This window comes from Acinetobacter rudis (genome assembly GCF_031157835.1).
Classification (GTDB): Bacteria; Pseudomonadota; Gammaproteobacteria; order Pseudomonadales; family Moraxellaceae; genus Acinetobacter; species Acinetobacter rudis_A.
Genome location: NZ_JAVIDR010000024.1, coordinates 13,052 through 25,349, shown reverse-complemented (window position 1 = coordinate 25,349; position 12,298 = coordinate 13,052). Strand labels below are relative to the sequence as shown.

Genomic DNA, 12,298 nt, shown 5'->3' with positions numbered 1-12,298 from the left:
ATAGATTGATTCGATGATCGGGCACAATGTAAACTAGCCCGACAGTCATTTATATAAGTGCGCATTATCTGGAGTATACGCATGTCATCACAATTTGATCATGTTTCCGTTATAAAAAAATCAAATGTTTATTTTGGTGGTTTATGCATCAGCCATACCGTGCAATTTGAAGATGGTACAAAAAAAACATTAGGGGTGATTTTGCCATCTGAGCAAGCATTAACTTTTGAAACTCATGTACCTGAACGTATGGAAATTATATCGGGTGAGTGTCGTGTGACGATTGCGGATAGTGAAGCACATGAGTTGTTTCGTGCAGGACAATCATTTTATGTGCCTGGTAATAGCCGCTTCAAAATTGAAACTGATGATGTGCTTGATTATGTTTGCCATCTAGAAGGCTAAAGTTAGCATCTACTGATTTTCACGGAAATTTAAAAAGAATTTTATAGTGAAATCAGGTAAAATGGGCAGCATGGATTGATCCTGTAAAGTTGGCTTTGCAGGATTTTTCGTTTTTATCTTTGTTTGAATTACAGTTATCGAGGTTAAGCATGGCAAAGGCGGAACATTATTATGGCGTACATGCCGTAGAGTCATTATTGGAGCTTGAGCCAGAACGCGTCCTCACTTTATTTACGCTTAAAGGCCGAGATGATCAACGTTTGCAGCGGATTTTACAGCTAGCAGAGCCTTTTGGAATTAGTGTACAAAAAGCAAGTCGAGATACTCTAGAAAAATTAGCAGGTTTGCCTTTTCATCAAGGTGTGGTTGCAGCAGTACGTCCACATCCAACTTTAAATGAAAAAGATTTAGACCAACTTTTACAAACTCAGCCACAAGCAATGTTGTTGGCTCTTGATCACATTACTGATCCACATAATTTGGGCGCTTGTATTCGTTCAGCAGCAGCTATGGGTGTGAGTGCGGTCATTGTGCCACGCGATCGCTCAGCAACGCTTACTCCAACTGCACGTAAAGTTGCAGCGGGTGGGGCTGAAAAAGTGAAGTTTGTTCAAGTGACTAATTTAGCGCGTACGTTGGCACATATTAAAGAAGAGTTTAATGTACGTGTTATTGGGACAATGTTAGACGAACAGGCACTACCTTTACACCAATGTGATTTAAAGGGTGCAATTACCATTGTTATGGGGGCAGAAGATGTTGGTTTACGACCAATCACCCAAGCCCAATGTGATCAAACTGTTTATATTCCTATGGCAGGTAATTTACAGAGTTTAAACGTTAGTGTCGCCACGGGAATGGCGTTATATGAAGCAAACCGTCAGCGTCAGGGCTTTTAAATAGGATATTTAAATATGCGCTACCTTTGTAGCGCTTTGCCCTGATCAATGAGTGAAATTTCATGATGAGTTCTCGCACGCAAGGATATCTCTTTGTCGTGATTACCATGTGCATTTGGGGTGGTTTTACCATTACATCACGCCTTAATGCTGCTTGGCATATTAGTCCTTGGGATATAACCGCATTTCGATTTGGTTTAGCCTTTTTAATTTTATTTCCAATTCTCTTGATAAAAAAAGATACAGCTTTTCTATGGCGTAAAGAACCTTTTATCTTGGCCATGATTGGTGGTGTCTGTTATTGCTTAGTATCTTACAGTGCCTTTCATTATGCACCCGCAGCACACGCAGCTATTTTCTTAAATGGTTTTTTACCACTTTGTACTGCTGTTGCAGCATATGTCTTATTTAGAGAACCCTTTGAGCGTGATACTTGGATTAGTGTCGCGATTATGCTGAGTGCAATCGTGATCATGAGTTTTCTCATGTATCAAACGACCGGTAAAGCGTTTGGCTTGGGCGATTTATTGTTTTTTATTAGTGCTGTACTTTGGGCTATATTTACAGTTCTGTTACGGCATTGGAAGTTATCTGCTTGGCATTCAATGACTGCAGTGGCTATTTGGTCAGCAATTATTTATATCCCTATTTATCTATTGTTTTTGCCTCATCAATACAATCAAGTGCAGCCAATGCATATGCTGATGCAAACTCTATTTCACGGTATTTTTGTGGTCATGATTGCAACGATGGCTTATGTGGAGGCCATTAAGCGTTTAGGGGCATTCAAGACCGGAAGTATTGTGACATTAGCACCATTTATTGCTGCTGTGGTTGCAGTCCCTTTATTGAATGAGCCGTTAAGCCCTGCAATCATGTTTGGTCTTGTTGGTATGGGTATTGGGGCTTTACAACCTTGGCGTTGGTGGGGCCGAAAAAGTGCTTTAGATCAGGCACTAGCACAGCAGAAAGCCCAACAACGCAACATAGATTAATTGAATCAATTGATCAATTAGCTTTGTATTTGTTGTGCAAATTGAAGATAGTCTTGATGTAAAGGCAAAAGCTGGCCATGCAAATGAGACAGTAAGCCATCATTGAGTACAATATCATCCGCCAGCTGTTGCTTCTGCTGGCGTGACATTTGCGCAGCCATAATTTGTTTAATCTGTTCGATGTTTTGCAGATCACGTTCACTGGCGCGTTGGATTTGCAGCTGTTCGGATGCATCAATGAGTAATGTACGTTGAGTTAACTGGTGTTGATTGGTTTCGAAAAGTAGTGGCGAAACTAAAATCGCATAAGGGCTTTGCGCTGCATTTAATTGTTCAATAATAGAATGACGAATAGCAGGATGGGTGATGCTTTCTAAGGCTTTACGTGCTTCTGGGTATTTGAAAATATGTTCCCTTAAAGCACGTCGATTTAACTCACCCTCTGAATTAAGCACCCAAGCACCAAAATATTGTTCAATCGCAAGTAATGCAGCTTGTCCTTTCTCTACAACCTCACGTGCAACAATATCAGCATCTACAACGACGATTCCCTGTGATTCAAACCATTGACTTGCAGCCGATTTGCCACTTCCAATACCGCCCGTTAGACCTAATGTAAATTGTTGCATTGTGACTCCATATGCTTGTGATGTGTTTAGGGCAGTGTATAACCCCAGTAATAGTCCATTATCTTTTCTCCCCATAGAAATGCAATCCACCCTGCAATTGCTAAATAGGGACCAAAGGCAAAGGGCTGACTTTCTTTGTGAATTTTTAATAAAATAATGCCGATGATTGCACCTAGACTAGAGGAAAGCAAGATAATCAAGGCTAACATAGAAGGGCCCATCCAAGCGCCCAAGGCTGCCAGTAACTTAAAGTCACCATAGCCCATGCCTTCTTTACCTGTAAAATACTTAAAGCCTTGATAGACCAACCATAAGCTCAAGAAGCCAATAAGATAACCCCAAATTGCTTGCTGGGGAGAGGTATAGAGTGACCAGCTATTGAGTAATAGTCCTGCCATGGCAAGTGGAATCGTATAACTATCGGGTAAAAATTGGCTGTCAAAGTCAATAAAGGTGAGTGCGATCAAAGTCCAGGTTAATCCAAAACCAGCCAGCATTTCGAGACTTGGCCCATATACGTATGCAACAATCACTGTACAGCACATACTGATCAGTTCGACCAGTGGGTAACGTAGAGCAATTGACTGTTTACAATAAGCACAACGTCCGTTGAGGATTAACCAGCTGAATAATGGAATATTGTGATACCACTTAAGCTTATGTTGGCATTGGGGGCAATGAGAGGCAGGTAGACTTAAATTAAATTTCTGCTGTGGTTCTGGTTGGAAATTGGGGTCTAAATATTGTTTGCATTCATGAGTCCAACGCTGTTTTAAAATCAGAGGAGTACGGTAAATAACAACATTTAAAAAACTACCCATACATAAACCAAGTATGGCAATAATCAGATAAAACAACGTAGGAGAAGTTGTAAATAAAATAACAAGACTTTGCATCAGATGATTGAACCCATTTTGAATATTGGTAAATACATCGCAATCACTAAACTGCCTACAATGAGGCTTAAAAAAATTAAAAGACAGGGCTCAAGTAAGTTGCTGAGCCCTTCCGCTGTCAGTGTTACATCCGTTTCGAAGCGTTCTGCAACATGGTTAAACATCTCTGTGAGTGCTCCTGATTCTTCACCAATTGCTATCATCTGTATAGCGATATGTGGAAACAATTGTGTGTTTTGCATAGCAAGGTGAAGCTGTTGGCCACTGGCTATATCATCGTGGATCTTTATGACAGCTTTTTGATAGATTGAATTATGACTGAGCGCTGCAGCATATTTTAGGGCGGTCAGTAGAGGAACGCCAGCAGCAAAAGTAGTCGCTAAAGTACGATGGAAGCGAGCAAGAAGCGACTTTTTACAGAGTGAACCAAAAATAGGAAAGCTCAAGCAATATCGATCAACCTGATACTGTGCTTGAGGGCAATGTCGATAACCATAATAAATAACGATCGCAGTTATGACGCAGCTACACAGAAGAAAGAGATAACTATCTTGCAACCATTGTGAAAGTAGTAAGACCCATTGTGTAAATAGGGGGAGTTCGACTGCAAAAGAAGTAAAAAGCTCATGGAAAATTGGTACAACCTTTAGAATGAGAATCAAACTAATGCCACAAGCAACAATAAGGACTAATATTGGATACCAAAGGGCTTTTTTAATTTTCTGCTTAAGCCTTAGAGCTTTTTCTAGATCATTCGCAATACGCTCTAACATAATCTCTAAAGTACCAGACAATTCGCCCGTTCGGATAAGGGCAATGTATAAAGAATCAAAATGGGGTGTGTGTTGAGCTAATGCTTGGCTAAAAGCCTGACCTGATTCAATTTGAGTACTTAGTCTATGCACTAGATTGTGCATGCCTGGGTGCTGTAACCCTGACTGAATAAGAGTTAATGCCTGTAATAGCGGGATATTCGCGTTGAGTAAGGTGGCAAGTTGGCGTGTAAAGAGACAAATTTCTACTGCGGTGATGGATCTTGTAGCGCAATGTTTAAATTGCAACCATAGGGATTTTTTTTGGATTCGTTCTAAACGAATACCTTGTCGTTTCAATTGGATTTTGGCTAATTGTAATGAAGGGCTGTCAAGTTCACCTGATATGTATTGTCCTTGTGTATTATAGCCTCGGTAGTAATAACGATGAGATGGAATAGGTTTGGTTGGGGCCATTGAGGGGTCCTTGATTTCATCTTAGAGACCAGTGATTTATTTTTTATTGAAAACAAGGGTCTTGGATTTATGTTTTTCTTATTCTTTGATGTAGATTGTTTTTTTTCAATTAAAGTGGCTCAGGTGGATTATTTGAATCGTTAAACCTCCTTAATGATCTAAGTTAAATTCGATAAAAAAGCATTGTGCTTACTGAAAGAATTTTATAATGCTTAATTTCCGTGTAGAATGGGCGCATTTTCGATAAAAGGTTAGATGTATGTCGGGTTCGACTATAACTCCTTGGGTTGTCGGCAATTGGAAAATGAACCCAATGCAATCTGATTCACAACAACTCATACAAACACTCAAACAATATTTGCAGGCAGGGCCAATCGACACAGCTCAATGTCGTATTGCTGTTGCGCCTACTTCAATTGCTTTGCTTTCAGTACAACAACAACTTCAAGATGCTGCAGTTGAAGTGCTTACAGTTGCACAGGATGTCTCTCGTGTTGCTGGAACTGGGGCTTACACTGGTGAAGTGAGTGCTGAGCTATTAAAAGATAGTTCAATCAATTATGTTTTGATTGGACATTCTGAGCGCCGTGAACTTTTTGGTGATGATGTTGCACAGATTACAGCTAAAGTAACGAATGCTTTAAGTGCTGGACTTAAAATCATTTATTGTGTTGGTGAAAGTTTAGAGCAACGTGAACAAGGTTTAGCTGAGCAAGTTGTGTTACAACAAATTTGTGATTTAGCAAGTGTGGTTAAAGCTGAGCAGTGGCAGAATATCTTAATTGCCTATGAGCCAATTTGGGCGATTGGTACAGGTAAAACTGCTTCTCCAGAAGATGCTCAAGCGATGCATGAAAAAATTCGTGCTGGTTTAAATCAGCTTACGGGTTATGGTCAGCAAATAGCAATTTTGTATGGGGGCAGTGTAAAAGCAGATAATGCAGAGGCATTAGCCGCATGTCCTGATATTAATGGCGCTTTAGTTGGCGGCGCTTCTCTACAAGCTGAGTCGTTTTATCAGATTGCTCAAGCCTTTGCGCAAACAAAACACTAAGGAATTCTAAATGCAAAACTTTGTGCTTGTGATCCATATTATTCTCGCTGTTTTAATGATTGTCTTGATTTTGGTACAACACGGTAAGGGTGCAGATGCAGGTGCCTCATTTGGTGGTGGCGGTGCTGCAACTGTATTTGGTGCATCAGGTTCGGCAAACTTCCTTACACGTTTAACTGCGATATTAACTGCTTTGTTTTTTGTAACGAGTATTAGTTTGGCCGTTTTCGCAAAAAAACATGCAGAAGATCCGTTAGGTTTGAAGAAGATGGCGGTAACTCAACCCGTTGAACAAACTGCACCTCAATCGCCTGAAACTTCACCAAATAAACCTGAAACTACGCAATAATTGAAAAAATAGCTTTCATTTTGTAGGTGAACCCACTAGAATGCGTGCAGCTGCGGTGGTGGTGGAATTGGTAGACACGCTACCTTGAGGTGGTAGTGCTTTCGGGCGTGGGGGTTCAAGTCCCCCCTTCCGCACCAACGATAAACCAGATCGTTGATGCAAGCAGCTTTTGATGCGGGATGGAGCAGTCTGGTAGCTCGTCGGGCTCATAACCCGAAGGTCGTTGGTTCAAATCCAGCTCCCGCTACCATTTGATTTAAGGTGCAACTTAAATCAGGAAGAAATTAAAATTCGATTGATTTTTTTTATTCTTCAGTTACAATATTGCACGTTGATGCGGGATGGAGCAGTCTGGTAGCTCGTCGGGCTCATAACCCGAAGGTCGTTGGTTCAAATCCAGCTCCCGCTACCAAGTTTCTAAGAGGGCTCACAAATAGGTGGGCCTTTTTGCACAGTTGGATTTGTAATTCTGTGCAATAATAGGGGCGATTGGCGCCCTTTTTTTATTGGCTATCGTGTAGTGTAGACATCAGTTGGTCAAAAAGTCATGCTTCACTATAGTAAATCGGTATTGGTCTACATGACCAATTGCATTGTGGGAAAATGACGAGAGCAAATGAAGTTATCAAATAAAACTCAAGTATTACAAGATTTGATTGCACCTGCAGTAAATGCTTGTGATGTCGACCTTTGGGGTATTGAATTTATTCCTCAAGGCAAACGTTCTTTACTACGTATCTATATTGACCGTGACGTTGATGAAGCGGCTGAGCCAGTAATAAATGAAGATGGCGAAGTTGAGCTTGGTCGTGGCATTGGTGTACAAGACTGCGTACGTGTTACTCAACAAGTCGGTGCGATACTCGACGTTCATGACCCAATCTCAGGTGAGTACGCGCTAGAAGTTTCTTCACCAGGATGGGATCGCCCATTTTTCCAACTTGCACAAATGCAAAACTATGTTGGCCAAACAGTAGCATTACGTTTGATTGCTGCGGTAGAAAATCGCCGTAAGTTCCAAGCTAAACTTGTTGCCGTGGATGTAGAGAAAGAGTTAATTCAGGTTGAAGTCGAAAAGCAACAGGTGTTGGAAATTGATAGTAACAACATCGATAAAGCAAATTTGATTTTCCAAGATAACGTTTAATTTAAAAGAATTTGAATAGCAGGTGACTTATGGGCCGTGAAATTCTTACCGTCGCTGAAACGGTTAGTAATGAGAAAGGTGTTAGTCGAGAGGCAATCTTCGAAGCGCTTGAACAAGCGTTAGTTGCAGCGACGAAGAAAAAATTCTACGAAGGCACAAATTCTGAAGAAGCACAGCTTCGCGTGGAAATTGATCGTAAAACTGGTGAATATCGAACTTTCCGTCAATGGACAGTTGTTGCTGATGAAGATCATGAAATGCCAGCTTGCCAAGATGCCATTTCCGACCTTGACCCAGCGAAGTGGTCAATCGGTGATGTACGTGAGCTTGAAGTTGAATCAATTGAGTTTGGTCGTATTGCTGCGCAGATTGCAAAACAAGTAATTGTGCAAAAAATTCGTGAAGCTGAACGTGCATTGATTGCTGATGCTTATGAAGCTAAAGTGGGCGAGCTCATCTACGGTGAAGTTAAAAAACAAACTAAAGATGGCTTTATCATTGATTTAGGTGATAATGCTGAAGCATATTTAGCACGTGAAGAAATGATTGCAAAAGAAATTTTGCGTCCAAAACAGCGTATTAATGCAATTTTGTATAGTGTTAACCGTGAAGGTCGTGGAGCACAATTGTTGCTATCACGTGCTAAGCCGGAAATGCTCATTGCACTAATGAAAAAAGAGATTCCAGAAATCTCTGAAGAAATTATTGAAATTAAAGCTGCTGCTCGTCAAGCAGGGGTACGTGCGAAAATCGCTGTTAAAACCAATGATCACCGTATTGACCCAGTGGGTGCATGTATTGGTATGCGTGGTACACGTATTCAGGCTGTACAGCAAGAGCTAAATGGCGAGCGTATTGATGTCGTTGTTTGGTCTGACGATCCAGCTCAGTACATTGCAAGTGCTTTAGAGCCTGCTGATGTATCGGGTATTGTGATTGACGAAGATATGAAAACAGCAGATATTATTTTTGCTACAAGTGATCAGTTGGCTCGTGCGATTGGTTCACAAGGGCAAAATGTTCGCCTTGCATCAGAGCTTACGGGTTATAAACTCGATATGATGCTGGAAGAAGAATATCGTGCACGTCAACAAAACGAAGCACAACAATATCTAGATATGTTTGTTACACGTTTAGATATTGAAGAGGACTTAGCGATCGCATTGGTTGAAATGGGCTTTACTTCTCTTGAAGAAATTGCTTATGTACCTGCAGAAACATTCGATGAAATTGAGCTTGATGCTGACTTAGTTGAAATGTTGCAAAGCCGTGCGAAAGAAGCTGCGCTAGCTGATGCGTTACAACAGCAAGAAAATACACAAGCTCCGAGTGAAGAACTCCTTGCTATGCCAGGAATGAGCTCAGAGGTTGCGAATGCACTCGCCCAGCGTGGTGTGGTTACTGTAGACGACTTAGCTGATCAAGCCACTGATGATATCTCAGATATCGAAGGTTTAGATGCTGAGAAAGCAGGACAGCTCATCATGAAGGCACGCGAATCATGGTTTAACTAACTAGGAGGTAATACATGACGGATAAGTCAATTCAAGAGTTAGCGGTCAAGGTAGGACTCCCAGTTGAAAAGCTTCTAGATCAAGTGCGTGAAGCAGGGCTACCCCAACTAAATGCTAATGATCAAATTAGCACTGAACAGCAAGATCGTTTGATGGCGCATTTGACTCGCAGTCAGAGCCAAGCCAGCGGCAATGCAGGAAAAATCACGTTGAAACGCAAAACCACCAGTACAGCAAAAGTCGCGAGTACCTCAGGAAAAGCAAAGACTATTAACGTAGAAGTACGTAAAAAACATACTTTTACTAAGCCAGATCCTGAACAGATTAAAGCAGAAGCGTTAGCGAAAGCTGATGCAGAAGCTAAAGTGGCTACGGCACAAAAAGAGCAACTTGCAGCAGAGCAACAAGAACGTGCTCAGGCTGAAAATAAGGCACGTGCAACGCTTGATGCGATGCGTGCAGCACAAAAGAAAGAAACTGCTAAAGTAACGCAAAAAGCTGAGGTCGTGGTAAAACGTCGCTCTACCAATAAGCCAATTACTAAAGCAAATGTAAAAACAATCGAGACACCAGAGCAAAAACGTTTACGTGAAGCTCAAGCTGCACAGTTAAAAGCAACTGAAGAAGCAGCACGTCGTCAAGCTGCTGAAGATGCGCAACAACGTACTTTAGAGCAAATGCGTCGTATGGCATCGAAATATTCAAGTGAAGATAATACAACGACGATTCGTGTTGTTGATGACTCTCCACTTGCTGCTGGTTTGGTGGGTCAGGCTTATGAAGACTCATTTAATCAAGAAGACCGTGAAATCAAACGTGGTGGTAATACCAAAGATACACGTGGTCAGAAGAAAGGTGGTCGTCGTGGTCAAGAAGAGCAAAACTTCAGCCACAACCAACATAAACGTGGTCTAAAAACGAGCCAGTCTAACAAACATGGTTTTGAAAAACCTGTTAAGAAACAAGTTTATGATGTTGAAATCGGTGCAACGATTGTTGTAGGTGATTTAGCACAAAAAATGGCGGTTAAAGTCCGTGAAGTTATTAAGTCACTCATGAAAATGGGTGAGTTAGTAACGCAAAACCAAAGCATTGATCAAGAGATCGCTGCATTGGTAGTAGAAGAAATGGGTCATAATCCGATCTTAGTTTCTGATACTCAAGCGGAAGATAACTTACTTGTTGCTGCTGAAGAAGCGCGTGGTGAACAAACAACTCGTCCACCAGTAGTGACAATTATGGGTCACGTTGACCATGGTAAAACATCTCTACTTGACCGCATCCGTCGTGCGAAAGTAGCTGCCGGTGAAGCTGGTGGTATTACACAGCACATTGGTGCATACCATGTACAAACTGAGAAAGGCATTATTACTTTCCTTGATACTCCGGGACACGCAGCATTTACTGCAATGCGTTCACGTGGTGCGAAGGCAACTGATATTGTCGTGCTAGTTGTTGCAGCTGATGATGGTGTAATGCCGCAAACTGCTGAAGCAATTGATCATGCACGTGCAGCAGGTACACCAATTATTGTTGCAATCAATAAGATGGATAAAGAATCTGCTGATCCAGATCGCGTTCTGAACGAATTGACTGCTAAAGAGATCGTACCTGAGCAATGGGGCGGTGATGTACCTGTAGCAATGGTTTCAGCGCATAGTGGTCAAGGTATTGATGAATTACTTGATTTGATTTCAATTCAAGCTGAATTAATGGAACTTAAAGCATCTGCTGAAGGTGCTGCACAGGGTGTAGTGATCGAGTCTCGCGTAGATAAAGGTCGTGGTCCTGTAACTTCTATTTTGGTTCAAAACGGAACACTACACGTTGGTGATCTTGTACTTGCTGGTTCTGCACATGGTCGCGTCCGTGCGATGTCTGATGAAAACGGTAACCGTATTCAATCTGCAGGCCCATCAATTCCTGTTGAGATTTTGGGTCTACCAGAAGCACCAATGGCAGGCGATGAAGTTCTTGTTGTAAATGATGAGAAGAAAGCGCGTGAAGTTGCTGATGCACGTTCTGATCGTGAACGTCAAAAACGTCTTGAACGTCAAAGTTCAATGCGTCTTGAAAACATCATGGCCTCTATGGGCAAAAAAGATGTACCAACCGTCAATATCGTCTTGAAAACAGACGTCCGTGGTACGCTTGAAGCGCTTAACGTTGCATTAAACGAACTTTCTACTGATGAAGTTAAAGTACGTATTATTGGTTCTGGTGTCGGTGCGATTACTGAATCTGACGTAACTTTAGCGGAATCTTCTGATGGCGTATTGCTCGGCTTTAACGTTCGTGCTGATGCTACTGCACGTCAAAAATCAGATGCAGATGGTATCGATATTCGTTATTACAGCATCATTTATGAATTGATTGATGACGTTAAAGATGCGATGAGTGGTAAGCTTGCTCCTGAACATCGTGAAACAATCTTGGGTGTTGCTCAAGTACGTGAAGTGTTCCGTTCAAGTAAGTTTGGTGCTGCTGCTGGCTGTATGGTGATGGAAGGTACAATCTACCGTAACAAACCAATTCGTGTACTACGTGATGATGTTGTAGTATTCCAAGGTGAACTCGAATCTCTCCGTCGTTATAAAGATGTAGTTGATGAAGTTCGTGCTGGTATCGAATGTGGCCTTGCAGTAAAAGGTTATAACGACATTAAAGAACTCGATAAGATCGAAGTTTATAGTGTCCAATTGGTGAAACGGAGTCTTTAATGGCTGGAAGTCAGCGTTTGAAGCGAATGGGTGATACAGTACAACGTGAGTTGTCTGAGCTTATTCGCCAAGAGCTCAAAGATCCTCGCTTAGGTGGTCTAGTGACCATCTCTGCGGTCAAAGTTAGTCCTGATCTTGGTTACGCTGATGTCTATGTGACAGTAATGGGGCGTGAACTCGAAAATGACCAAAATGAAGATGCTCATAAAGATACGCTTGATATCTTGAACAAAGCATCTGGCTTTTTACGTCAAGAGTTAAGTCGTCGCATTAAAACACGTGTGACACCACGTTTGCGTTTTCACTACGACAAAACCAATGCTTATGGTAACTATATGTTCGGTCTGATTGCTGAAGCAGTGAAAGATTTACCTGCTGAGCAGGATGAAGAGAAATAGATATAGAAATTTTATGAACAGCCACCTTCGGGTGGCTGTTTTTTTAGGTTGATTTTAAATATA

Annotated in this window: 12 protein-coding genes and 3 tRNA genes; 12 read left to right on the top strand and 3 right to left on the bottom strand. The window is 41.6% G+C overall.

Going from position 1 to position 12,298, the window contains the following annotated elements; translation table 11 throughout:
• The first annotated feature begins 81 nt into the window (after window positions 1-81).
• The 3 genes from ppnP to RFH42_RS15140 all read left to right on the top strand — a co-directional run bounded on the left by ppnP (window position 82) and on the right by RFH42_RS15140 (window position 2,299).
• Complete coding sequence (gene ppnP, locus RFH42_RS15150) at window positions 82-405, top strand: pyrimidine/purine nucleoside phosphorylase (RefSeq protein ID WP_016657806.1); 324 nt, start codon at window positions 82-84, stop codon at window positions 403-405.
• A gap of 149 nt (window positions 406-554) precedes the next feature.
• Window positions 555-1,304, top strand: a complete 750-nt coding sequence (gene rlmB / locus RFH42_RS15145; RefSeq protein WP_308976647.1) for a 23S rRNA (guanosine(2251)-2'-O)-methyltransferase RlmB — start codon at window positions 555-557, stop codon at window positions 1,302-1,304.
• Between the two features lie 62 nt (window positions 1,305-1,366).
• Window positions 1,367-2,299, top strand: a complete 933-nt coding sequence (locus RFH42_RS15140) for a DMT family transporter (RefSeq protein ID WP_308976645.1) — start codon at window positions 1,367-1,369, stop codon at window positions 2,297-2,299.
• A gap of 17 nt (window positions 2,300-2,316) precedes the next feature.
• Here the strand turns inward: RFH42_RS15140 and coaE are convergent, their stop codons facing one another.
• From coaE to RFH42_RS15125, 3 genes are read right to left on the bottom strand one after another with little or no spacing between them, the layout of a single operon-like run.
• Window positions 2,317-2,928 (bottom strand): dephospho-CoA kinase, encoded by a 612-nt coding sequence (gene coaE / locus RFH42_RS15135; RefSeq protein WP_308976644.1) that lies wholly within the window; start codon window positions 2,926-2,928, stop codon window positions 2,317-2,319.
• A gap of 26 nt (window positions 2,929-2,954) precedes the next feature.
• Complete coding sequence (locus RFH42_RS15130; RefSeq protein WP_308976643.1) at window positions 2,955-3,824, bottom strand: prepilin peptidase; 870 nt, start codon at window positions 3,822-3,824, stop codon at window positions 2,955-2,957.
• Window positions 3,824-5,053: a type II secretion system F family protein gene (locus RFH42_RS15125; protein ID WP_308976642.1), complete on the bottom strand. Its 1,230-nt coding sequence runs from the start codon at window positions 5,051-5,053 to the stop codon at window positions 3,824-3,826. The genes RFH42_RS15130 and RFH42_RS15125 overlap by 1 nt, the downstream gene beginning before the upstream one ends.
• Before the next feature lie 259 nt (window positions 5,054-5,312).
• Here RFH42_RS15125 and tpiA point away from each other — a divergent pair, with 259 nt between their 5' ends.
• From tpiA to RFH42_RS15080, 9 genes are all read left to right on the top strand, one after another.
• Entirely contained in the window at window positions 5,313-6,107 is a 795-nt protein-coding gene (gene tpiA, locus RFH42_RS15120) for a triose-phosphate isomerase (RefSeq protein ID WP_308976641.1), read from the top strand.
• A 10-nt stretch (window positions 6,108-6,117) separates the two neighbouring features.
• Window positions 6,118-6,456, top strand: coding sequence for a preprotein translocase subunit SecG (gene secG / locus RFH42_RS15115; protein ID WP_308976640.1), 339 nt, complete (start codon window positions 6,118-6,120; stop codon window positions 6,454-6,456).
• Between the two features lie 52 nt (window positions 6,457-6,508).
• A tRNA-Leu gene (locus RFH42_RS15110) sits at window positions 6,509-6,593 on the top strand.
• 36 nt (window positions 6,594-6,629) lie between these two features.
• A tRNA-Met gene (locus RFH42_RS15105) sits at window positions 6,630-6,706 on the top strand.
• Between the two features lie 85 nt (window positions 6,707-6,791).
• Window positions 6,792-6,868 (top strand) — tRNA-Met (locus RFH42_RS15100).
• Window positions 6,869-7,072: 204 nt separating this feature from the next.
• Window positions 7,073-7,603, top strand: a complete 531-nt coding sequence (gene rimP / locus RFH42_RS15095; protein ID WP_308976639.1) for a ribosome maturation factor RimP — start codon at window positions 7,073-7,075, stop codon at window positions 7,601-7,603.
• Window positions 7,604-7,632: 29 nt separating this feature from the next.
• Complete coding sequence (nusA, locus tag RFH42_RS15090) at window positions 7,633-9,117, top strand: transcription termination factor NusA (RefSeq protein ID WP_308976637.1); 1,485 nt, start codon at window positions 7,633-7,635, stop codon at window positions 9,115-9,117.
• A gap of 14 nt (window positions 9,118-9,131) precedes the next feature.
• Window positions 9,132-11,837: a translation initiation factor IF-2 gene (gene infB, locus RFH42_RS15085; protein ID WP_308976636.1), complete on the top strand. Its 2,706-nt coding sequence runs from the start codon at window positions 9,132-9,134 to the stop codon at window positions 11,835-11,837.
• Window positions 11,837-12,235: a ribosome-binding factor A gene (locus RFH42_RS15080; protein ID WP_308976634.1), complete on the top strand. Its 399-nt coding sequence runs from the start codon at window positions 11,837-11,839 to the stop codon at window positions 12,233-12,235. The genes infB and RFH42_RS15080 overlap by 1 nt, the downstream gene beginning before the upstream one ends.
• Window positions 12,236-12,298 lie beyond the last annotated feature (63 nt).

Coding starts and splice junctions, on each gene's coding strand:
- ppnP (WP_016657806.1), top strand. CDS start 82: ATGTCATCACAATTTGATCATGTTTCCGTTATAAAAAAATCAAATGTT.
- rlmB (WP_308976647.1), top strand. CDS start 555: ATGGCAAAGGCGGAACATTATTATGGCGTACATGCCGTAGAGTCATTA.
- RFH42_RS15140 (WP_308976645.1), top strand. CDS start 1,367: ATGATGAGTTCTCGCACGCAAGGATATCTCTTTGTCGTGATTACCATG.
- coaE (WP_308976644.1), bottom strand. CDS start 2,928: ATGCAACAATTTACATTAGGTCTAACGGGCGGTATTGGAAGTGGCAAA.
- RFH42_RS15130 (WP_308976643.1), bottom strand. CDS start 3,824: ATGCAAAGTCTTGTTATTTTATTTACAACTTCTCCTACGTTGTTTTAT.
- RFH42_RS15125 (WP_308976642.1), bottom strand. CDS start 5,053: ATGGCCCCAACCAAACCTATTCCATCTCATCGTTATTACTACCGAGGC.
- tpiA (WP_308976641.1), top strand. CDS start 5,313: ATGTCGGGTTCGACTATAACTCCTTGGGTTGTCGGCAATTGGAAAATG.
- secG (WP_308976640.1), top strand. CDS start 6,118: ATGCAAAACTTTGTGCTTGTGATCCATATTATTCTCGCTGTTTTAATG.
- rimP (WP_308976639.1), top strand. CDS start 7,073: ATGAAGTTATCAAATAAAACTCAAGTATTACAAGATTTGATTGCACCT.
- nusA (WP_308976637.1), top strand. CDS start 7,633: ATGGGCCGTGAAATTCTTACCGTCGCTGAAACGGTTAGTAATGAGAAA.
- infB (WP_308976636.1), top strand. CDS start 9,132: ATGACGGATAAGTCAATTCAAGAGTTAGCGGTCAAGGTAGGACTCCCA.
- RFH42_RS15080 (WP_308976634.1), top strand. CDS start 11,837: ATGGCTGGAAGTCAGCGTTTGAAGCGAATGGGTGATACAGTACAACGT.